Source organism: Sporosarcina sp. resist (genome assembly GCF_014302295.1).
Lineage (GTDB): Bacteria > Bacillota > Bacilli > Bacillales_A > Planococcaceae > Sporosarcina > Sporosarcina psychrophila.
The window spans coordinates 847,628-870,300 of sequence record NZ_CP060287.1 but is presented as its reverse complement, the minus strand read 5'-3'; the positions used below and the strand labels follow the sequence as shown (position 1 = coordinate 870,300).

Annotated in this window: 24 protein-coding genes and 2 pseudogenes; 3 read left to right on the top strand and 23 right to left on the bottom strand. The window is 37.3% G+C overall.

The annotated features are described in order from the left end of the window. The first annotated feature begins 1 nt into the window (after position 1). Positions 2-853, top strand: a complete 852-nt coding sequence (locus tag H7992_RS04320) for an IS3 family transposase (protein ID WP_187045316.1) — start codon at positions 2-4, stop codon at positions 851-853. 412 nt (positions 854-1,265) lie between these two features. Here H7992_RS04320 and H7992_RS04315 read toward each other — a convergent pair whose 3' ends face one another. The 10 genes and pseudogenes from H7992_RS04315 to H7992_RS04270 form a co-directional block, all read right to left on the bottom strand. Next, entirely contained in the window at positions 1,266-1,691 is a 426-nt protein-coding gene (locus H7992_RS04315; RefSeq protein ID WP_187046720.1) for an SMI1/KNR4 family protein, read from the bottom strand. 1 nt (position 1,692) lies between these two features. Then, a complete protein-coding gene (locus H7992_RS24590) occupies positions 1,693-2,559 on the bottom strand; it encodes a hypothetical protein (RefSeq protein WP_231885766.1) in 867 nt (288 codons plus the stop codon). Positions 2,560-2,762: 203 nt separating this feature from the next. Further along, positions 2,763-3,242 (bottom strand): immunity protein YezG family protein, encoded by a 480-nt coding sequence (locus H7992_RS04305; RefSeq protein WP_067206134.1) that lies wholly within the window; start codon positions 3,240-3,242, stop codon positions 2,763-2,765. A gap of 5 nt (positions 3,243-3,247) precedes the next feature. Continuing rightward, the gene (locus tag H7992_RS04300) at positions 3,248-3,796 is read right to left on the bottom strand and encodes a DNA/RNA non-specific endonuclease (RefSeq protein ID WP_187046719.1); all 549 of its coding nucleotides are present in this window, start codon (positions 3,794-3,796) and stop codon (positions 3,248-3,250) included. After that, the gene (locus H7992_RS04295) at positions 3,777-4,736 is read right to left on the bottom strand and encodes a T7SS effector LXG polymorphic toxin (RefSeq protein ID WP_187046718.1); all 960 of its coding nucleotides are present in this window, start codon (positions 4,734-4,736) and stop codon (positions 3,777-3,779) included. Before H7992_RS04295 ends, H7992_RS04300 begins: the two co-directional genes overlap by 20 nt. 957 nt (positions 4,737-5,693) lie before the next feature. Then, positions 5,694-6,137, bottom strand: a complete 444-nt coding sequence (locus H7992_RS04290) for an SMI1/KNR4 family protein (protein WP_067206129.1) — start codon at positions 6,135-6,137, stop codon at positions 5,694-5,696. Continuing rightward, positions 6,134-6,337, bottom strand: coding sequence for an HNH/ENDO VII family nuclease (locus tag H7992_RS04285; protein ID WP_067206126.1), 204 nt, complete (start codon positions 6,335-6,337; stop codon positions 6,134-6,136). The genes H7992_RS04290 and H7992_RS04285 overlap by 4 nt, the downstream gene beginning before the upstream one ends. A 378-nt stretch (positions 6,338-6,715) precedes the next feature. After that, complete coding sequence (locus H7992_RS04280; protein WP_067206123.1) at positions 6,716-7,414, bottom strand: SMI1/KNR4 family protein; 699 nt, start codon at positions 7,412-7,414, stop codon at positions 6,716-6,718. Between the two features lie 6 nt (positions 7,415-7,420). After that, positions 7,421-8,566, bottom strand: a complete 1,146-nt coding sequence (locus tag H7992_RS24585) for a hypothetical protein (RefSeq protein WP_255428585.1) — start codon at positions 8,564-8,566, stop codon at positions 7,421-7,423. A gap of 47 nt (positions 8,567-8,613) precedes the next feature. After that, positions 8,614-9,223 (bottom strand): annotated as a pseudogene (locus tag H7992_RS04270) (ribonuclease YeeF family protein). Positions 9,224-9,539: 316 nt separating this feature from the next. Between H7992_RS04270 and H7992_RS04260 the strand changes: the two are divergent. Further along, positions 9,540-9,770 carry a hypothetical protein gene (locus tag H7992_RS04260; RefSeq protein WP_187046715.1) on the top strand — a complete coding sequence of 77 codons (231 nt, stop codon included), beginning with the start codon at positions 9,540-9,542 and terminating at the stop codon, positions 9,768-9,770. A 458-nt stretch (positions 9,771-10,228) separates the two neighbouring features. Here the strand turns inward: H7992_RS04260 and H7992_RS04255 are convergent, their stop codons facing one another. Next, positions 10,229-10,561 (bottom strand): SDR family oxidoreductase, encoded by a 333-nt coding sequence (locus tag H7992_RS04255; RefSeq protein WP_187046714.1) that lies wholly within the window; start codon positions 10,559-10,561, stop codon positions 10,229-10,231. A 94-nt stretch (positions 10,562-10,655) separates the two neighbouring features. Between H7992_RS04255 and H7992_RS04250 the strand changes: the two genes are divergently transcribed. Next, entirely contained in the window at positions 10,656-11,321 is a 666-nt protein-coding gene (locus H7992_RS04250; RefSeq protein ID WP_187046713.1) for a hypothetical protein, read from the top strand. A gap of 282 nt (positions 11,322-11,603) precedes the next feature. Here H7992_RS04250 and H7992_RS04245 read toward each other — a convergent pair whose 3' ends face one another. From H7992_RS04245 to H7992_RS04190, 12 genes and pseudogenes are all read right to left on the bottom strand, one after another. After that, complete coding sequence (locus tag H7992_RS04245; RefSeq protein WP_187045316.1) at positions 11,604-12,455, bottom strand: IS3 family transposase; 852 nt, start codon at positions 12,453-12,455, stop codon at positions 11,604-11,606. Positions 12,456-12,460: 5 nt separating this feature from the next. After that, positions 12,461-12,802, bottom strand: coding sequence for a transposase (locus tag H7992_RS04240; RefSeq protein WP_187045315.1), 342 nt, complete (start codon positions 12,800-12,802; stop codon positions 12,461-12,463). A 533-nt stretch (positions 12,803-13,335) separates the two neighbouring features. After that, on the bottom strand, positions 13,336-14,055 hold the full coding sequence (locus tag H7992_RS04235) for a cytochrome c biogenesis CcdA family protein (RefSeq protein ID WP_187046712.1): 720 nt from the start codon (positions 14,053-14,055) through the stop codon (positions 13,336-13,338). 221 nt (positions 14,056-14,276) lie between these two features. Then, a pseudogene (mnmA, locus tag H7992_RS04230) lies at positions 14,277-15,391 on the bottom strand (tRNA 2-thiouridine(34) synthase MnmA). Between the two features lie 369 nt (positions 15,392-15,760). Next, positions 15,761-16,534: an MBL fold metallo-hydrolase gene (locus H7992_RS04225; protein ID WP_187047787.1), complete on the bottom strand. Its 774-nt coding sequence runs from the start codon at positions 16,532-16,534 to the stop codon at positions 15,761-15,763. A 371-nt stretch (positions 16,535-16,905) separates the two neighbouring features. Continuing rightward, entirely contained in the window at positions 16,906-17,124 is a 219-nt protein-coding gene (locus H7992_RS04220) for a DUF896 domain-containing protein (RefSeq protein WP_187046711.1), read from the bottom strand. Between the two features lie 30 nt (positions 17,125-17,154). Next, on the bottom strand, positions 17,155-17,697 hold the full coding sequence (locus tag H7992_RS04215) for a cysteine hydrolase family protein (protein WP_187046710.1): 543 nt from the start codon (positions 17,695-17,697) through the stop codon (positions 17,155-17,157). A 41-nt stretch (positions 17,698-17,738) separates the two neighbouring features. Further along, positions 17,739-19,202 (bottom strand): nicotinate phosphoribosyltransferase, encoded by a 1,464-nt coding sequence (locus H7992_RS04210; RefSeq protein WP_187046709.1) that lies wholly within the window; start codon positions 19,200-19,202, stop codon positions 17,739-17,741. 60 nt (positions 19,203-19,262) lie between these two features. Then, the gene (locus tag H7992_RS04205) at positions 19,263-19,841 is read right to left on the bottom strand and encodes an HD domain-containing protein (RefSeq protein WP_187046708.1); all 579 of its coding nucleotides are present in this window, start codon (positions 19,839-19,841) and stop codon (positions 19,263-19,265) included. A 39-nt stretch (positions 19,842-19,880) separates the two neighbouring features. Next, positions 19,881-20,726: an SIR2 family NAD-dependent protein deacylase gene (locus H7992_RS04200; RefSeq protein ID WP_187046707.1), complete on the bottom strand. Its 846-nt coding sequence runs from the start codon at positions 20,724-20,726 to the stop codon at positions 19,881-19,883. An 85-nt stretch (positions 20,727-20,811) separates the two neighbouring features. Further along, positions 20,812-21,684, bottom strand: coding sequence for an SIR2 family NAD-dependent protein deacylase (locus H7992_RS04195; RefSeq protein ID WP_187046706.1), 873 nt, complete (start codon positions 21,682-21,684; stop codon positions 20,812-20,814). A 36-nt stretch (positions 21,685-21,720) separates the two neighbouring features. Further along, a complete protein-coding gene (locus H7992_RS04190; protein WP_187046705.1) occupies positions 21,721-22,587 on the bottom strand; it encodes an SIR2 family NAD-dependent protein deacylase in 867 nt (288 codons plus the stop codon). Positions 22,588-22,673 lie beyond the last annotated feature (86 nt).

Here is a 22,673-nt window from a genome sequence, read left to right as displayed (position 1 = left end):
TTTGAGAAAGGAATATTCGGTTGAAAGACTTTGCAAGACACTTGGTGTATCAAAAAGTGGGTATTATGATTACATGAAGCGCCCACAACAAGGACCATCAGAACGCGATCTTCGAGATATTAAAGCTATAAAACGAACGTATAATAAGAGCAAAGGTACTTATGGTTGTAAACATATTGCAGGAGAACTTAAAGAAAGAGGCCATATTATAAACCATAAACGCGTGGCCAGATTAATGCATGAATTGAATTTAGCATCTAAGATAAGAAAGGCAAGAATCACTAGAGAAACAAGAACAAACCTTGTTGGCCATGTTTATCCAAATATATTAAATCGAAATTTTGATGTAGATTCTCCGAATCTAAAATGGGTTATGGACCTCACCGAAATCAAAGCAGAGGGCGCAAAACTGTTCATTTCAGCTATTGTTGATTTGTTCAATCGAGAACTAATTGCGCTGGCTGTTGGTTCCAGGCCGATTTATGAGCTAGTGGAAGCTACTATTCATATGGCAATGAACGAACGTGATCTTCAGTCAATGAAAGGCATTCTCTTCCATACCGATCAAGGAAGTGTCTTTACATCACTTCAGCACCATAAGAAATCAAAGGAACTTGGCTTTACGCCAAGTATGTCGAGAAAAGCAAACTGTTGGGACAACGCGGTCATTGAAAGTATCTTTTCTCACTTCAAAACCGAATTTGATTTTCATTATCCTTTGAATAATTATGCACAGGCTAAAATCGACTTACTGGCCTTCCGCAACTACTTTAACGATGAGAGAAGCCAAAAACGTTTAGGGTATAAGACACCTAAAGCCTTCTTGGAAGCGCACTTGTTACCTCAAAGCTAGTATTTAACTGCGTCCGATATATAGGGGGCAAACCACAGGTATCTGAAATTTACCGCCGCTCCAAGTACTAACGATAGTGTAATAATAATAGCTAAAGCTATATTTTCCCACCTCACAATATGTATTTTTAAGTATAGTAACCTACGGTAAAGGAGATGGCATTTAAAATGCAAAAAACGTTTGTCGCACTTCTAATTTTTATGTTCGTCAACTCTTCACCAACACTTTTCCCTTTCTAAAACACTTGCTATCGTTGTTAAAACAACCTACTGCCGAAAACAATAAACCTGATACTGAGGTTCCTAGACCCATCTTTGTTCCAATTGAATAACTAAATCCAGTTGCACTATAGGCAATTATCACCTCTCCGTTTTAAAAACCTACAATTTCAGTATCTTTTATTGATCCACAATTAACAATTAAAATATGCCTTCAAGAAATCAAAAAACGATGACCAAGTTTCCTTTAGCTCTCCTTTTAAAAGCAGTTCATCTCCACCCTCAAAATTAACTATATAAATTTTATCTGTTACAGTATCCAGCACTAATACAGCATTTGCTGACATTTCACTTAAAACCAGATACTGCTTCGGAAAACCATGTTCTTTTCTAGAAATGAGTGTGTATGATTCAATATTATTTTCTTCATCTGCTATATCTAATAATTCAAAGGGTACATGCTCTTCCCAAAAAGATCCTGCATACTGGATATAAAATTCTTGGAAAGTATCTGATACGTTTACACCTAGCCTTATTAAAGCATCTTGTACTAGATTGCTATCTTCACGTTTATATATTTCTTCTCCTAGAACTTCATCTAGTCTCTCAGGCAAACTCATATTATTTTCCTCCTAGTGTCTCTTCTCCTCGTATTTTCAAATAATTAATAGAATCTACTTTTTGAAATGCTCCTCTAGTTGTCTCATCCATTGGATAAAATGGGTTTAACTTTCCTTTATAAGGATGTAGTGGAGCTCTTTTAGCATTACTGATATTATGGTACCTAGTTGAAGCTTCATATAATGGCCCAATACCTTTTTGTTGTGAATGATGTAACGTTGCAACACTACTTGCATCATCAAGAATAGGAGCAAGTCCGTATTTCGCAGATGCTTCAGCATTTGTTAATCCGCGACCTTTTTTAGCACCTTGTGTTCGGACCATATCCCAATTAATATCTCCTCTTTGATATACCTTATAAGTAAACCCTGTGCCATCTTTACCTGCATTATACTCTACACTTCGAGTAAAATATTTATTATTCTTATAGTCCTTTAGATATTGATAAGTTTCTTTACCCGTACCCTTAGTCACGATATCCACATTCTTTACTTCAACCTTAACATCGGTAGCTCCATTTTTGATACTCGTAGGAATATCCGTTTTTGCGAATGGCGTATTGAATGTAAAGGCATTTGGCGTACCCAATTGGTAATGAGTATTAGTTAAGAGATCTAGTTGATTTTGAGTTTTGCCCAGCGGACTGTTGACGACATCTTTGTAAATTGGAGAATAGATGGACTCCATCTTCTCTGTACTTACCACTTTACTTACTTGATTTAGATCTTGTGCTTTTCCGGTTAATTTCACACCCGCACTTGCCCAGTCAGCGAAGGGAATCATCGCTCCCAAAGAATGGGTTGCATTTAATGTATCCCCTCTCGCAGCATAGATAACTCCATTTACGCCATCTGCTACTTCACACAAGCCCGGCAATATCTAAGACAAACTGAAAAGTATCTAGTACTTTGTTTTCCTTGGAGTAAGAAGTCACTTTCAGTAGAAGACGAATTTATTATAGAGCTGTGAAAAGTACTAGGTCTCGGATTAACGCCCACTTAATTACAATAAGTATAAAAATATAAAGAAGCACTTGTCGCCTATTAAAAGGCAATCAAGTGCTTTATTGTTTACTTTTTTTCAAATTCCTTCATTCTCTCTATTAAATCTAAATCTGGCTGTTCTTTGTTTTGGCTTACATATTTATATTCAAAATACTTAATTCTAGCTGTTGGGCCAAATTCACTTTCATGCCAATTTGTATAATCAAAATGTACATTTAATTTTCCTGTATCATTTATTAATAATGTCACTGAAAACCAAGGTTCTTGGTCGTTATCAATAAAAACTTTTTGAAGTTCAACAGTTAGTTGCAATAATTTATGTAGTTCTTTATTATAAGCCCTCTTATCTATACTATATAATTTTGGAATATAATGTGAATAAACGTGTTGCTCCTCACCTTGGGGTGTAAAAAAGAAGAAAACTCCTCCTTCTCTCTCCTTAACTTCACCATTAAAATAGAAATTATCCCATTCAGTTGGAATCATATCATTAACCTGTTGTGCAATTTTATTATATAACTTGTTTAATTCTATTTCAAAACTCATCAATATCAGCCTCCTGATTTATTTGCAATCTCACGAATCACTGGGAATTGTCCTTCAATTTCATATTCGACCATAAAGGAATCAGGTCGCATTGAATTATTAGAATAGATTGGATCAATGCTAATAGAAACTTTCTTCGGTGGTATCTCTTTCAATGCATTGGCCCACTCAGTCTCCATTTCGTACCAAACTCCACCCCTCCTATTAATTTGACTATTTTGTGGTACAAGATTATCAATATCAGGAGGACCATTAAATTGTGCTCCTATTAAATGTCCGCCATCATCATCTGGTAATCTGTCTTTTCCCCCTACATTTGCCTGGGCATATTTATTTCTATCAGCCTTTTTCAATACAAGTTCAGGAGCATTTACATTTACTATACTTCCAAGTTCATCAGTAGTATATTTGTAGTTATTATTGGTTACATACTTAGTATTTGGGAGTAGTTGTTTCTTACCATTTTCACCTTTTATTATGTGCTTTCCGAAGTCAATTTCTTTAACTTCGTTGACTATACCTTTTCCCGTACCCTTAGCCCCAACATCCATCATTCTTCACTTCAACCTTAACATCTCCAACTTTGATACTCGTAGGAATATCTGTTTTTGGGAATTGCATATTGAATGCAAGGGCATTTGGCGTACCCAATTGGTAATGAGTATTAGTTAAGAGATCTAGTTGATTTTGAGTTTTTCCTAATGGACTGTTGACGACATCTTGGTAAATTGGCGAATAGATGGACGCCATCTTCTCTGTACTTACCACTTTTCTTACTTGATTTAAATCGTTTCCTTTTAAGGCTAATTTCCCACCCGTACTTGCCCAGCCAGCAACTAGAATCATCGCTCCAAAAGAAAGGGCCGCATTTAATGCATCCCCTCTTGCCGTATAGATAACACCATTTACGCCATCTGCGACTTCACCAACAACAGGTATAAGCCCTGCTAAATCTAATCCAAACTGGAAAGAATCAAGTAATTTGTTTTCTTTAGGTTTGTCGACTTTAACGGTCTCTTCTTCCTTATAGTCAACTTTGGAAACAACTTCATAGAAAACTGTTTGGCCTACAACATACTCTTTAATGAGTAAACCATTTTCATACATATGGTATTTTATATTTTCATCCAGATTCTCTTCGACAGTATTCACTTTTTTCCCTTCAAGGGTTTGAAAAGTCGCTGTAGTAATCATCGTACCAATCAGCTGTTGATGTTCCTTTACCCATAAGTCATTTGGATTTAAGTACACTTTTGGGAACAGTTCCGTTCTAATTTCACTTCTAAACGTCAGAAGATTCCATTGGCTCGGGACGAAGTTTATGTCCTTTACTCCTGCTTGGAACAGTCCTTCCATATCCGTAAGCCACGTGTTCATCGTCTGCAAATCTTGTTCAATGGGATGTAGTGCGGTAGTCTGAGTTTCATCAAATTCATAAAGTTGAGAGATGGTATCATCACGTTTCCTCTTAAAACGAATGACTCCCTCTTGCACTTGTTCCCTTCCAGTCAAAGATGAATACAAAAATAAGACTGGAGGGAACTAAATGAACGAACAATATCGAGTAGTAAAAATCAGTTACTCAGAAGAACTATCATCTGAATCTGAACTATGGTTTAAAAGATTTATTGAAAAAATCTTATTGGATCATGTTGCAAAAGATGATTATAGACTACGAGCTTTAAATCGAGGTGCCTGTGCGTCAAACAAACATGAAAGTTCGAACAATCAAGTTTTCCCTTACATAGTTACCTTGGCATTTCTAACACCCAACTGCTACAAAGTAGTTCACATCACTTCTAAGCCAATCATTTCAAAAAGCGTATATGTCTTCATCCTATTGCGGATCTTGCGGTATATAAATTATCATACCGTCCCTCCCCTCGTCAAAAGTACGCGGTAACTATTGATTTGAAGGAGATGCACATCCTTCGCTTTTGGATTTCACTAATTTTCAGACGACCATTCTTCGTCCTTCCTTGCTAAATCTTCACCCAAAGAAACGATTGGGAAATCTAATTCGAGTCCTGGCATGAAAATTCAGTTGTCGCACTATTAAATCTACATCGATATTGGATATGTAAAATGTCATCTCGTCTAATTATCGTACTTTTCGAAATGCCTAAGTATTACAACACTACTTCATAATGGTACAACCTTCATGTGCTATGAATTTCAGTAAAGCATCATCCATGCCGTCCAAAGTTTAAACTTCTCACAAAAAAACAAAAACACATGTTGCCTAAAAGGCAATCAAGTGTTTTAAAGTTGGCTATATAAAGTAATTCATTATTAAACCAACAAGCCTATTTAATTTCGTAAATTTTTGTCTTGTTACCAGTAATAATAATTCGTATGTTAAAAATGTCATCTCACTTAATTTATTGCTTTCATCCGCACAATTTATTTTTTCATAATACTTTCCAATAGAACATTTTTATAAACTCTTGATTAAAAATGTATATTCAAATCTTCTCGAATCGCTTTTTCTAAATATTCTTCAAAACTTCTTGCTATTATTTCTTTTCCACCAAAATCAAAGTCAAATGTAATAATTTCTGTATTAGAAGAATTAAAACCTACCGAATTTCCTACACCGTCTATTCCAATAACAATAAAACTCTCATGCCCTTCGGGAAGAATATTTCTAAACTGTAGAGATTTCTCTACAAATGATGGTGTAGCAAAAAATTCCGCCTCTCTCAATCCTAAAACAATTGCTTCACCAACTGCTTCCGAACCATATCTCAAAAGAAACATTTTAAAATCCTCTGGTGATTTTACTTTGAGTTCATCTTCAGCTTGTATTACTTCCTCTATATTAACGGGCCCACCAAAGGCTTCAGGGCACATTTCAAACTCTTCATCAATCGCATTTAACAATTCTATTTTCATTCAATTATCCCCCTTTTAATCATTTCATTGGCATATCTTACTTTCCAATATTCTTTACGCCATTTATTGAATTCCTGCCTAGCCTCTCCGCCGCCAACTCCTCCCTTATTTCCAAATGGATGCTGTCTTTTGTTTCCTAGATCATGGTATCTACTAGGCATCTCAATTATTGGTCCCTCAACTTTTTGTTCAGTTACCATTAACAGTACCCTTCATGGGTTCTGAATTTCAAGCTGGTCTCATTCATTGTTTTATCCTTAAATTGCTCACAAAAAACAACACCTGTTGCCTAAAAGGCAATCAGGTGCTTTATGGTTAGCTATATAAAGTAATTCATTACTAATTCTATCTGTAAACCCACGAGCTTGTTTAATTACGTAAGTTTTTGGCTAGTTCCCTGCAACAATATTTCGTATGTTTCAAATGTCATATCGCCAGTTATCATATTTATTTTTCATAACCCAAGTATTCTTTGGTACAATCTACATGAGTTATAGATTTTGACTAACCTCAGTAAGATTACTTTGTGAGTGGTAGACTAATAGAATATTGCTATTTCTAATTATTTGCATGTTTTTTTAATTATCTTGAAGCCCTATTACAATCCATTCATCTACAATATCCCAGAAATCCACATTATATTCAGGCTTATCATTGGTAAACCATAATGTCGCTACATCATCGATACAGTTGTTTAAATCTATAGCAACATATCCTCCCATGCCGTTTTCAAAAAAACCATATGTTGTAGCCATATTAATTCCTAATGGTTCATCTAATTCTTCAAGTATTCCCCATTCATAATCCTCAAAATGAGTACTGCTTTCCACTGGTACTAGTCCCATAGCTCTACTTGGCAGATAATAAAACCCATTGTGTAACTTTTCATAGAACCTCTTAATAGATTCTGGAACATTTGACCAATCTTGTTGCATTTCTGAAATATAAATAGAACTGGTCGGTATACCACCTTCGTAATAAAGAATTTCGTCATTTTCACTCTTTACGCTGTATAGTACTGCATATTGTCCATTATCTACAATTAGTTCAAATTCTAATAAATTCTCTTTCAAGTATGATATAGTATTGCTCAATTCTTTTTCACACACATCATTCCATAAAGCTATTAATTTATCTTTCTTTCTAGCTTTATCTGTTTCTTTAAATATCTCTATCCATTTTTCAGGCATATTTTCCTTTTCTATATTGAGTAAGTTTTTGTTAGATACAAACTCTATACTTTTTCTGTATTGTTTTAATGAAGATAACTTATCCACCCGAATTCACTCCTTTTTATTTATCCTATTAAATTCATCTGTCATCTTTTGTATCTCAATTTCTAGTTCTTTTTCTTTTAATATCATTTTTTCCCTAAATACAGGATTCACCAAAATGTTTTCTTTTTTGTAGATGTTCCAATCTGCAAATGATTTTGAACCTTTAGATGTATTAGCTGCTTCACTAAGACCTTTAAAATTCTCTACAAAATTGGCAATTTCCTTCTGTTGTTGGTAAGTCAATGTCTCAAAACCTTCCAAACGAGCTATTTTCTCTAGAGAAACAATATGATCTGCATGCAGTTTTTTTTCAATTATTTTTCCGGGTAAAGCAAAATCCTCAGTTCCAATAATATCATCAATATTTTTATTAACTTCTTTTTGTATTTTAGAAGATGGCGATGCTCTTCTTAATTTAGCATATGTCTCATCGGAAATTTTCCTTTCCCCATATCTTGCACCTTGCGTAATGTTTTTATCCGTACCCTTAGCCCCAACATCCACATTCTTCACTTCAACCTTAACATCGACATCTCCACCTTTGATACTCGTAGGAATATCTGTTTTTGGAAATGGCATATTGAATGCAAGGGCATTTGGCTTACCCAATTGGTAATGAGTATTAGTTAAGATATCTAGTTGATTTTGAGTTTTTCCTAATGGACTGTTGACGACATCTTGGTAGATTGGGGAATAGATGGACGCCACCTTCTCTGTACTTACCACTTTTCTTACTTGATTTAAATCGTTTCCTTTTAAGGCTAATTTCCCACCCGTACTTGCCCAGCCAGCAACTGGAATCATCGCTCCAAAAGAAAGGGCCGCATTTAATGCATCCCCTCTTGCCGTATAGATAACACCATTTACGCCATCTGCTACTTCACCAACAACAGGTATAAGCCCTGCTAAATCTAACCCAAACTGAAAAGAATCAAGTAATTTGTTTTCTTTCGGTTTATCGACTTTAACGGTCTCTTCTTCCTTATAGTCAACTTGGGAAACAACTTCATAGTAAACTGTTTGGCCAACAACATACTCTTTAATGAGTAAACCATTTTCATACATATGGTATTTTATATTTTCATCCAGATTCTCTTCGACAGTGTTCACTTTTTTCCCTTCAAGGGTTTGAAAAGTCGCTGGAGTAATCATCGTACCAATCAGCTGTTGATGTTCCTTTACCCATAAGTCATTTGGATTTAAGTACACTTTTGGGAACAGTTCTGTTCAAATTCACTTCTAAATGTCAGAACATTCCATCGGCTCGGCACGAAGCTGATGTCCTTTACTCCTGCTTGGAACAGTCCCTCCATATCCGTAAGCCACGTGTTCATCGTCTGCAAATCTTGTTCAATGGGATGTAGTGTAGTAGTCTGAGTTGCATCAAATTCATAAAGTTGTGAGTTGGTATCATCACGTTTTCTCTTAGAACGAATGACTCCCTCCTGCACTCCGCTATCATCTAAGTGGGGCAGTCCTACAATATCACTCACCTGATCCATGATACTGTTTGCCTCATCCGTCAAACTATCCGTGAGATGACCAATAAGCGTAATGCCCTGTTCTAGCTCTCCCTCAAGGAATTGTTCTTCTATATACCCAGATGAATCAGGTTCGAGTGAATGAAGTGCTGCCTCCATCTGCTGAAGCACTTGTTTGAACTGTTCGGAAAAGAAATGGTAAATGACATTCCTGGTAAAAGGAACGGGTGGCATTACCCCCGGCTCCTTTAAATTGTTCCTCCATCTGAACTAGACCCTCCACTGCATGGTGGATCGCTTCCATCTCACCGCTTAACCTGTCCAACATAGTAATGTTGCACTGTAGCCCATCCTGAAATAAATCTACAGCCAATATTTTCATAGGCATTGCCTCATTAAGCGTTTAAAAAAGATGGAGTTATTGTTCATATCTATTCAAAGCGGATTCACGCGATCATTAATGGAACAAACAAGTTTGTGTGAACTTTCATGATTGAATGAGTGACTTGTCCCGTAAGCGTCAAATAGGCGCTTACATACTTATTGTACTCGTTTGATTGAATTTCAAGAAGAACTGTCTTCAATAATCGGGCTAAATTGTGGTATAATTTGGATAAATTCGAACGAAGGGGATGAGTTTTTCTATGTTATGGATTTCTACACAAGATAAGCACAGTTTGATAAATGTAAAAGAAGTTACTGTAAACGGGAAAAAAATAAAAGGTTTTGTTAGCGGTTCGTCTTTAGACGAATGGAGTAAAGATTTAGGGAAGTATGAATCAAATGAAAGAGCATTAGAAGTTCTTAATGAAATATTTAAGAAAATCGAGGAAATCAATGGTATTTCTGCGACATACGCTATGCCTAAAAAGTAAGTTTCAACTTGTTCGATAAATAGGCTCTTTTCTAGAATGAGGTACTGCACCGAATTAGTAATAGAGTCATTTTGTTGAATAACGCAGGAGTTTCTCAAAAACGTGCACGATAACGAAATAAATTTGTGCAGTAATAGGACCATTTAATGGAGAATGTATGTTATATTTCACGAAAAATATTTCCAATACTCAAAAAGGGGTGTGTATGTTGAATAAATATCAAGCACGTACGGTTTACATTTCAATTGTAGCACTTGCTTTTTTCTTAGTATTATCTTTAATTACACATAATTGGGGATTCTTTTTATGGAGTATATTGCCTGTTTTTATAGTTTTGATGTCTACATTTTTCACCAATAGGGACAAAAAAGAAAATAGGTGATGAACATACTTATTCAATCATCGGGTGCTATTGTTGAAAATGATAAGCCTAATTCCTCGTCTAAGATACGGAGGGATTAGGCTTTTTTATCTTTGATTGAATGAGTAACGTGTACCCCAAAATCTGCATCCCCTCTCTTAGTCTGAGCCAGAGCTGCTTTATTGATTTCAGTAGTATATACCGGCCGCCATGGAAGTTCATCCGGACGGATCTCATACATCGTAAAAAGCAGACATGCGCTGGCATGCCTGCTTTTTGATTTATTGATACCTGTTACGTAAGATGCCGCATCACTTGTTAAGAAACCTACAACTTTAACGATTTCTTCAGCTTCGCCTTCTCGACGTAAGGGTGTATGTGCAAGTAATACGGCCATCATATCGCTTTCTTCTTTTTCGGCACGGCCCATAGCTTACGAAACGCTTGTGGGTAGGGTACCCTTATTAAATTTGCTGGTTATAACTATTGGACTTTGGGAATGGATTAGAAAGGAGGTGGATTAAATGGACACGTTTTTATATTTTCTTTATGCTGCTTTATATGCGATATTATTGATTTGGGGATTATACGGCATTAGAAAACAAGATTTAGCAAGATGGACTAGTGTTATTTATATAGTAATATTGCCGCTTATTTATGATAACTTGCTACTGCCAACAGGTAAGTGGATTGGTGAAGGAGGGTTACTAGAAAGCTTAAACTTCTCTCGTTTTTGCTTACATGCTTTACTAACACCCTTACTCGTTATGTATTCGATTGGTACGTTACGGGAAAGTGGAATTGAATGGGCAAAGAAAAAGTGGCTAGTCATCTTAGGTATTCTTTATACAGTTGGCTTAATCGTATTAGAATTTTCGATAGAAGTGATGGGGTTGGAACTTGAAGTAGTGAAAGAATACGGAGCCATCAGCTATTCAAATGTAGAAGAAGCGACAGGCCCCCCTATTATGGTGTTATTAGTTACACTAATTCTCATTGTGGCAAGTGCGATCTTATGGAAAAAAACGAAATGGCCAGTTTTCTTTATAGGTGCCGTTGTTATGACTATTGGAAGTGCTATACCTATAAATATAGATAGTGGAGCAGTGACGAACGCATTTGAGCTAATTTTGATATTTACATTGATTTGGACTAAACGAAGATTGATAACAAAACAGCTACATGTTTGAATTTCGCGTACCTATTATGTTACTAGCTAGTTGGCGAATGAAAAAACCATTGTTTTCAGGGTATTGGAGAAGTGCCAATCACAGAACTCCCGATATACGATCCCCACCAAATAGGAGGAGCTGAAAACAATGGTTACACTATCATGTAATCATATTCAGGGGAAGAACGGAAGTCATTGGAACCGTCTAACGCGAGAAGAAAAGGAAAAAGAATACTGTATTGTAGCGATTTAATTTTAGGTACCTGTGGTTTGCCCCCTATATATCGGACGCAGTTAAATACTAGCTTTGAGGTAACAAGTGCGCTTCCAAGAAGGCTTTAGGTGTCTTATACCCTAAACGTTTTTGGCTTCTCTCATCGTTAAAGTAGTTGCGGAAGGCCAGTAAGTCGATTTTAGCCTGTGCATAATTATTCAAAGGATAATGAAAATCAAATTCGGTTTTGAAGTGAGAAAAGATACTTTCAATGACCGCGTTGTCCCAACAGTTTGCTTTTCTCGACATACTTGGCGTAAAGCCAAGTTCCTTTGATTTCTTATGGTGCTGAAGTGATGTAAAGACACTTCCTTGATCGGTATGGAAGAGAATGCCTTTCATTGACTGAAGATCACGTTCGTTCATTGCCATATGAATAGTAGCTTCCACTAGCTCATAAATCGGCCTGGAACCAACAGCCAGCGCAATTAGTTCTCGATTGAACAAATCAACAATAGCTGAAATGAACAGTTTTGCGCCCTCTGCTTTGATTTCGGTGAGGTCCATAACCCATTTTAGATTCGGAGAATCTACATCAAAATTTCGATTTAATATATTTGGATAAACATGGCCAACAAGGTTTGTTCTTGTTTCTCTAGTGATTCTTGCCTTTCTTATCTTAGATGCTAAATTCAATTCATGCATTAATCTGGCCACGCGTTTATGGTTTATAATATGGCCTCTTTCTTTAAGTTCTCCTGCAATATGTTTACAACCATAAGTACCTTTGCTCTTATTATACGTTCGTTTTATAGCTTTAATATCTCGAAGATCGCGTTCTGATGGTCCTTGTTGTGGGCGCTTCATGTAATCATAATACCCACTTTTTGATACACCAAGTGTCTTGCAAAGTCTTTCAACCGAATATTCCTTTCTCAAAGAAGTTATGGCATCATATGACTTTTGTTTTCGTTCTCCTTGAGAAAGACCTGGAACTTTTTTAGAATTTCAATCTCCTCTTGTTGTTGATAATATTTCGTCTCAAAGCAACGTAGGCGTTCTAATTCAATCCTATCATCTGATAGTAAGTCTGGGTTTTTCGATTGAAGACCAGTCTCACCGTGCTGTTCAAAGGTTTTGACCCAATTAATTACTGAATTTACACTGAAGCCAATTTCTTCGGCAACAAGCCTTTTGTTTCGGTTGAACTCTATCACTTGTGTAACCGCATATAATTTTGTTTCAAATGTTGAACGACGCTTTTTTAACTTTTTCCGGATATACATAATAACCTCTCCTTTAAATAGAATAATAAGGCTTTGTATATTCTATACCCTATTTTGTCCGTTTTAAGGGGGGCGACCACTGTACACGATACTATTACGGCAATTCACTACAATTACATATTTATAAGGAGTGGATTAGGATTTTACATCAATATCTAATCTTCCTATATTTTTATACAATTTGGTGAGTTGTTCATTATTGTTTATTGCACAGCGTCAATTAAAAGGGATCATCATATCTATGGTAGCATATCGACGTAGCAACGATCTCTACACGTATTCTAACCTCTATCCGTCCATAGGAAAAGAAGCCGTACTCACGATGGAGCACGACTTCAAGATTGCAAAAAATATTCGTTTTATATCATATAGTATGCTAATTTTATGCCAGTGATTTTACAAACCCTGTTGTGAATTTAATCATTTCATGTTTCAATAGCTCATTCCCGCACGATTTAGCCCATGCCCCGGGTTAACAGTTGGACTTTATTTGACGCTTCCATTCAATTAACACACTTTTATTTCTCGATAGGTTAAAATCCTTGAAAATCTCCGAATATCGGTTCTACTAATGAATTGATAAGTGTAAGTTTATCAAAAAACAGAATAATTCCCATACCTATCATAATTCCTCCGCCAATTTTCATTACAGGGCCACTGTATTTTTTTACCCAAGTAAATTTAGTAATGAAGAATGCCATTAAAAGAAAAGGAATACTAAAACCTAACACATAAGCTGCCATATACCATAGACCCTGTGATGGATTTGCACCTACAAGTGCTAATGTAGCTGCTAAAATTGGACCCATACAAGGTGTCCATCCTACTGCAAAAGCAAATCCAATTACGACTGAACCTAAATAACCAGCTGGTTTGTTTTGAATATGCAGTTTATGTTCCTTCATCAAAAATTTTGGTTGGAGTAACCCAATCGTAATCAATCCAAAGAGCACCATTAAAATAGCACCAATTTGTCGAATTACATCTCCATATTGAAAATACCACGTCTCTAAGAGAGTTGCACTTCCTACTGTTCCAAAACCAAATACTAAATAAATGATTGAAAATCCACATAAGAAGAAAATTGTATGCAAAATTGCTTTGCGCTGTCCTTTTAATTCACCCAGTTGTATTTCAGCTACACTCATTCCTGTAATGTACGATAAAAATGCAGGATAAAGTGGAAATACACAAGGCGATATGAAAGTTAGTGCACCTGCACCGAATGCAAGTAAAATAGAAATGTCCGCCATCAACGATCCCTCCATTTTAGCCGAAGGCACTGAAAAAGACCGATTTCCTTCAATCTCGTTGATTTCCGTTCCGAGCGGACGCTTTCCGCGGGCACGGCTTCAGCCTCCTCGTCACTGCGTTCCTGCGGGGTCTTCAGCTCGCGCTGTTCCCGCTGGAGTCGCCGCTCTTCACTACAATCAACTAGTTCTTACTATAAAAAAGAACTTTTTCAGTGCCCTTTTTAGCCAACATATGTTAGTTGTTTGTCGTCACGATATACTTGGTTAATGGTTCCTCCACCGAGGCATTCTTCTCCTTGATAGAAGACAACTGCTTGTCCAGGCGTTATGGCACGAATCGGTTCGTGGAAAGTGACTTTAAATTGCGAATCATCCAAGCGTTCTACCGTTACTTTATTGTCCGGTTGGCGATAGCGGAATTTTGCAGTACATTCAAATGTATCAGGTATAGATTCCTTTGAAATCCAGCTTACATTATCAGTAATGATACTGTCTGAGTATAGCAATTCATGGTTGAAGCCTTGTCCAACATATAGTACATTCCTTTCAATATCCTTTCCAATTACAAACCAAGGATCGCCGTTTCCTCCGATCCCCAATCCATGCCTCTGTCCAATTGTATAGTAATAGTTCCATCATGCTGTCCGACAACTTTCCCGTCGAATTTCTCCATATTCCCCTTTTGAGCAGGCAAATACCCACTCAAGAACTCTTTAAAATTTCGTTCACCAATAAAGCAAATGCCTGTGCTATCTTTTTTGGATGCGGTCACCAAATGAGCTTTGGTTGCTATTTCCCTTACTTCTGGTTTTTCCATATCACCTATTGGGAATAACACCTTACTTAACTGCTCCTCAGTTAATTGATTAAGGAAATATGTCTGATCCTTATTTTCATCTTTCCCTCTCAACATGTGAACTTTTCCATTTTCTCTGACCACACGTGCATAATGTCCTGTAGCGACATAATCGGCTCCAATGCTCATGGCATGATCTAAAAATGCCTTGAACTTGATTTCTTTATTGCAGATCACATCGGGATTTGGCGTTCTTCCCGTCTTATATTCTTCTAAGAAATAGGTGAAAACCTTGTCCCAATACTGCTTTTCAAAATTCACGGCATAATAGGGGATATCCAGTTGATTGCAGACGCGGATAACATCTTCGTAGTCTTCTGTAGCCGTACAAACACCAAATTCGTCTGTATCGTCCCAGTTCTTCATGAACATCCCGATTACGTCATAGCCTTGCTCTTTTAGAAGCAGCGCAGCAACAGAAGAATCGACTCCGCCTGACATTCCTACTACGACACGTGTGTCTTTTGGTGCTTTCTCCATTTGTATTCCTCCTATCTTTTTATAAAAACTTTCTATCATCAATCGTAATTTCTGCTGCTAGTGGAGAAAAAGAATTACACTATCCATTATCATTCCTTTTGATTTCTGAAGAAAACAAAATTCAATTCTACAAGTACATAGAATAGAATTGAATTGAATTGAATTAGTTGGAACGCCGTATGCAGTGAAAGCCGCACGTCGGAGTAAACAGTGAGCGATAACTTCAAACTCTTACCCACCTGTCTGAAAAAGAGATTTGAATAATGTAGTTTAACAACAAAATATTTTTAGTAAGAATAATACAAGAGACCCTTCATGGGTCTCTTGTATTGTAAATTAAAATTCACTACACGTTTTTCAATTTCCACCTTAAAATGAGTAAGATTCTCCATCGTCTGGAACTAATACATTAGACTTGATTCCTTTTTCGTTGATAAAGTTCTTTAATTCTTCTCTGGACAATCCCCAATGGTTAACTGCTTCCATGTGGCTAACAATGATGTCGGCTTCAGGAGCAGCCTTGTATACTTCATATATGTCTTCTTTCCCCATAATAAGAGGGCCAACAGGGCCATCTTCAACAAATTGGTTTTCGCCACCGTTTAGCATAATAACTTCTGGTTTGTAGGTATCGATAATCTCTTGTACTTTTTCATACCAGACGGTATCACCAGCTACATACAATGTTTTTTCATCCGTGTGTTGGAAGACAATCCCCATAACGTTTCCCATGAGCTTTGCCGTTTCTCCATGTCCGTGTCGACCATCAACTTCAGTAAGTTCAACTCCATTAAAGTCTATACCTACTTCTTCTTCCATGACTTCAATATTCGTGAATCCTAATTCTTTGGCTAATTCAGCATCCTGTTCATCTTGCATAATCATCTTAATGTCTTTAGGCAGCTGTTCTTTTGCTGCTTGGTCAAAGTGATCCTCATGTGTATGAGTAATGATGACAGCATCTACACCATCAAGAATCTCATCAACGGACATTGGTAATTCAACGATTGGATTTCGATCATCTCTTTCGGCAGGAAGGAAAGGATCGAATTCGCCTTTTTTGGAAAACATCGGATCAATCAAGAACTTTTGCCCACCGTATTCTACAGTTAATGTAGCATTTCGGATTTGTTGGATAGTCATTTCCTGTTCTTGTTGTTGAGAAGTATTTTGCTCAGGTTGGCTCTCCTGAGGGCTACCGCAAGCAGCTAATAATGCGCTCATCAGAAGCGCCGTCATTGAAAGCATAGATGTCTTTTTAAATTTCTTCATTTTAATAAAACCTCATTTCTTAAATTTAATAATTATTTTCCATTTAAATACACAACATAATGAAACAAATTGTCTCGTCTTTTGTGTTCGGCATCGGCCGAATAATAAAACCACCAACAACTTGAATCGTCAAGTCCGGATTACTAGTACACATACAGCAACAGAGGGGGGACTTGTACCCGATACAATGGGAACCTGGCAAAACAGCCCTTATCGCGGCGGCATGTCCCATTTTTTCACTTTTAATCTTTTGTTTTTAATTCGCGAATCTTTTCAGGTGTTACATCATTTAAAAGCGAATCCACTATCTTCATTCCTGAGAAAGTATGGAGAACTTGCCCGCGTATAGCACCTAAATAATCTTCACGAAGCACTTGCTGCTCGGCTTTTTCTACATTTGTTAACCCTTCTTCACGCTGCTTTTTCGCTAATTCATTAATTCGTGGTAACAAGTCCAACATGTTTTTTCACCGTCCTAATTGATTTTGTATTTATTCAATAACTTGAGTATGGAAGCAACGTTTCGTATGGTTTACCATTGTTTCTCCCAGATCAGTAAATGTTGCTACCCCTCTTTTATGAATGACTGTTTTGAATCCTTCTGCGTCTGCTCCTGCAACTGTTAAAAAGTCACAAATATCCGTCGTTACCCCAACAGTATGGACCTTTTCTACGCCTAAACTTCTTAACGTTTCAGCCAAATTTGTTTGAAAGAATGCATTATAGTTCGTTTTAGGCGTATAAATTAAACTTTCATTATCTTTATTGTTTTGAAACCAATCATATAAATCTCCGTACAATTGTTGCCCTTCTGTACCTACAATATTATGTGGTGGCCATAATTCAAAATGCGGGTCATTTGGTTGGTGTGCATCCATTGATACGACAACTACATTTCCCTCTTCTAAAAAACTTGTTGCCAAATCCTTAATATAGGCCACTATTTCTTGTGCTGTTTTACCAACAGTTAATGTTCCATTATCAGCTACAAAATCATTACTCATATCAACAATTAATAGAGCTTCATTTGCCATTTTAATTCAACTCCAAAATAAATTCCTCATATTTTCTCTCCTCATACGAGTACAGCTTTTCGTTTATGTTTTTTTGCTTGCTCTATGTTTTTCATTTTGTTATCCCAACAAGCCCGACTTAAATCTACAGGATATTCCGCTGGATTTAATGAACGTTTATATTCGTCCCATAAAAGATTTAGTTGTTGCCCAGCATACGATTGAATCTGGTGAATTGACGGACATTCATAGACAAGCGTGCCATTATCGAAAATATCTTCGTGCAAGTCTTTTGCCGTAAAATTGGTGACGAAATTTCCAATGTAGGTATGCACAGGATGAAACATGTGAAGTTTGGCTTCTTTTTCAGGTTGTTCGTTGGCTAAGGCGATATAATCTCCCTCTGATTTTTTCGTCAGATTATTGATAATACGGTATACCTTTTTTAATCCTGGTGTTGTGACTTTTTCAGGGCTTGCAGAAATTTTAATCGTGTCACGCATCTGGCCGTTGTCATCTTCAATCGAGACCAGTTTGTACACAGCACCTAAAGCTGGTTGATCGTAGGCGGTGATGGCTTTGGTACCAACTCCCCATGCATCGATTTTCGCTCCTTGTGCGTGTAAGCTCATAATGGTATATTCATCAAGGTCATTCGAAGCATAAATTTTAGTGTCAACAAATCCTGCTTGATCTAATAACTTTCTTGCTTCTTTGGAAAGGTAAGCCAAATCTCCACTATCTAAGCGAATGCCTACAAAATTTATGTTGTCGCCTAGTTCTTTGGCGACTTGGATTGCTGTAGGAACTCCTGATTTTAGCGTGTCATAGGTATCCACTAAGAAGACACAATTTTTGTGACTTTTCGCATATTTATGGAAAGCAGTGTATTCATCTTGATACGCTTGAACAAAGGAATGGGCATGTGTTCCTGTAACAGGAAGACCAAATCGTTTTCCTGCCCGAACATTGCTTGTGCTAGAGAATCCACCAATATAAGCAGCTCTTGTCCCCCATAATGCAGCATCAAATTCATGTGCGCGTCGTGTACCAAACTCTGAAACGGGTTGGTCACCCGCGACTTGTTTAATCCGAGAAGCTTTGGTTGCGATGAGCGTTTGATAGTTCACGATATTTAACAAGGCCGTCTCGATAAGTTGCGCTTCAACTAACGGTGCTTCGATACGAAGAATGGGCTCGTTGCCAAATACAACTTCCCCTTCTTTCATGGCACGAACAGTTCCTGTAAAACGTATAGTTCGCAAGAAGTCAACATAGTCCTCCTGATAGCCAAGTTCTATTAAATAATCTAAATCGCTATCAGAAAAATGAAATGCTTGGAGATAATCAATGATTCGTTCCAATCCAGCAAAAAGCGCATAGCCATTTCCAAACGGCAATTTCCGAAAATACAATTCAAATACAGCTTTTTTGGTATGAATCATATCATCCCAATAAGCTTTCGCCATATTGATTTGGTACAAGTCCGTGTGAAGGGCGAAGCTATCATCTATATACTTGTTCATTACACTTACCTCCTAACCTAACAAAATGCGCTCGGACCTGCTTACGATAAATAGACTTTTTTATGCATTAGTTTCATTACTTTTCTGTAAGAGATCTTTTGCAAAGTCAACAAGTTGACGTGCTTCTTCGGTCCGAAGAAAATTCTCATCCAAACCATCAGGACCCAGACGGAAGCGATCCAGTGCGTCAGCATCCTTGAAAATCTGATACAGCAGCACAGCCTGTTCACTTAAATCGGAAGACTTCGCAATCTCTGACAAACCTAGCGAATCATCCTGGTCATGGTAATAGGTAATGTAGTAGGTTTGTGCATCGTAGGACAAACCGTGCTCACGGCAATACTCTTTGTAATACGCTGCCGCACGACTACCATGTCCTTTATCAATCCCATCATCGTGGCGTCGAGAGTCATGGAAAACAGCCGCCATACCCAGCGCGTCCTTTTCCTCCTCACTCAGACCTTTTTGATGGCCGATGAGGAGGGCCAGTAACAGAACGCGGGCGCAATGGGCTTTCGTATGCCATTCACTATCCGGCAGCCAAAACTCTACATTTTTCTCCATGAATGTATACCATCGTTCATAAGGCTTTTTGATTGGTTGGCAGACAGGTTTATCCAGAATAGTTGACAGAAACATTAGTCATTCTCCCTCTCTTTTCTACTAAGGTAAATCAGCTTATTTCAGTTGAACTAATTGCTCTAACACTTCCGCAATATCACCGTCGATACCAATGGATTTATCAGCAATGAGATCTGGAATATAAAGCTCTCTCCCCTTATTAAAGGTAATATAGGTAGCATTTTCTTCTGAGTTAGCTATATTCATAAATGGGGCTTTAATCAATTGATTTCTTGCACCTACGCCTAATTCCAGTAAGACTATTTTTTTGCCATGAGCATTATCGATAAAATCCTGATAAGCTTGAAAGCTGGCTTGCCATGCATCACCTCTTAGAAAATTGCGATCGACTTCTACATGGACTTGCATTGGACCACCACATTCTAGACATTTAGGAATAAGGCTTGAAGGAACTTTTCCGTTTTCTTGGTTCCGGGCCATTTCACTCAATATTTCGTCACCTTGGTAAATTTGATGATGGCAACCATGAGAACATTGCAAATACCGACTATTGCCCTCTAGTTCGAAAAGGCGTTCCTTTGGAAATCCTGTCAGTTTAAAATGAGAATCTGTATTAGAAGTAACCACAAAATAATTTTTATCCTTCACCAGTTCATAAAGGTTTTTCATAACAGGACTAGCTTCCTTGTTGTTTAAAAAGTAGGCGTACATACGGCTGAAAAATGCCCACTTCTCTTCCTCAGAAGGATATGGATAAAAAGCTCCCTGTAGGATGCTACGAAAACCATATTTCTTACGAAAATCGCCAAAATGTTCTATGAAGGACGAATCCTCAGCAAAAATATTAGTACCTCCAGAAATGGCGAGGCCGTTACTTGCGCCAATTAGAACACTGTCCGCATTCTTGATTTTGCTTAAAACGTCTTGATAGTTCTCTTTCATATGATCCTCCATTTATATAAAATTTTGATGAATCTATTTTACTTAATGAATTCGTGTAATGCGTAGTCGAATTGCTCCCTACTTATCAAATAGCCGAATCTCTTTTTTCCTTCCCGCTCAAAGCATCTTGTAAGACACGTGCAATATCTTCTTTAATGGCAAGTCCTTTTTCACTTAACTCTTGAGGAACGACCGCATCTTTAGGATTTATTGTAATATAGTAGGCATCCGGAAAACTGTAAGTCATGTTCCAAAACGGCTCTTTAATAAACATTGGTGTCATTGTTCCAACGCCTAATTCCAGAAAGAGAATCTTTTTATCTTTGTTTTTTATAAGAAACTCATTGTATTTTCTTAATTCACTTTGGTAAGAGCTTCCTTCAAGAAATACATAAGAGCGCACCCATGGTTCCATTTCCTGTCCGCATTTTGGACATACTGGAATTAACTCTGTTGGGATTCTGGTTCCATCTATGTTTGCATACATGTTCTCAACCTGCTCTTTATTAAAATAAACCTGATCATGGCAACGGGAGCCACATTGAAAATAACGCATATCCCCTTGAATTGGGGAAACTTTCTCATCGGGGAAAGTCTTGGAAAACTGTGCGTCTTGATTCGTTGTAACAACGAAATAGTTTTTTCCTTGAAGGAGTTGCAATAAATCAAGGTAAGGGCGACCAGCTTCGGCATCATGTAAAAACTTGATTTCAGTAGCAAGAAAAGCCCAGCGTTCCTCACTTGTAGAAAAACGGTAATAAAAGCCCTCAAAAAGGTTTTTAATACCATACTTATCTGCAAATTCCCCAAAATGCTTCAGAAAATTTTCATCAGTATGATAAAAACTGTGTCCGATCGCCTCAGACATCCCAGCAGCGCCACCTACCACAATTGCCTCAGCTTCTTCAATTTTTTCCCGTAATGTTGCTATATTGTCTTGATATTGTTGTGTTAACATATTTTTTTGTCCTCCTTAGTATTTTTTGCTTTTCTATCATTGAACTACTTTCGCCTTCTCGTTCAGGGCATCTTCAAGCACTCGGGCAATATCTTCGTTAATTGCGAGTCCTTTTTCGCTTATCTCTCTAGGAACCACCGCATCTTTAGGATTGATGCTGATATAGTATGCATTCGGCAAACTATGAGTCATCTCCCAAAATGGTTCTTTAATAAACATCGGTGTCATCGTCCCTACGCCCAATTCCAAAAATAAGATCTTATTATATTTATTTTTCATAAGGTATGCTTGAAATTTCATTAATTCGCTTCTGAAATGGCTTCCTTCCAGAAAAACACGGGATCGCACCCACGGTTCCATATCCTTCCCGCATTCTGAACAAGTAGGTATCAACTCTGTGGGAATTCTAGTTCCCTCTATGTTTGCGTACATTTCCTCAACTTGCTTTTTATTAAAATAAACATGATCGTGACAACGGTTGCTACATTGATAGTAACGCCAATCTCCTTGAATCGCAGACACTTTCTCTTCAGGAAAAACTTTTGAAAACTGAGTATCTTGATTCGTTGTTAGAACGAAAAAATTTTTGTCTTGTAGCAGTTGCAATAAATCAAGGTAGGGCTTTCCGGCTTCGGCATCATAGACAAACTTGTTAAGAGTAGCAATATAAGCCCAGCGTTCTTCTCTTGTTGCAAAATGGTGATAAAAACCATAAAAAATACTTTCAATCCCATACTTACCGGCAAATTCTCCAAAATACTTCAGAAAGATTTCATCTGTCTGATACCAGTTGTACCCGGCGGCAGCAGACATCCCAGCAGCGCCACCAACCACAACCGCCTCAGCTTCTTCGATTTTCTGAAGTAGTGTGTCTAAGTTGTCTTGATATTGTTGTGTTAACATACTATATTTGTCCTCCTATTGATTTTCTTTGTAGACATTCACGCATATATAGTTTTCCCTCAAAAACAAATTTAAAGTGCGAGAGG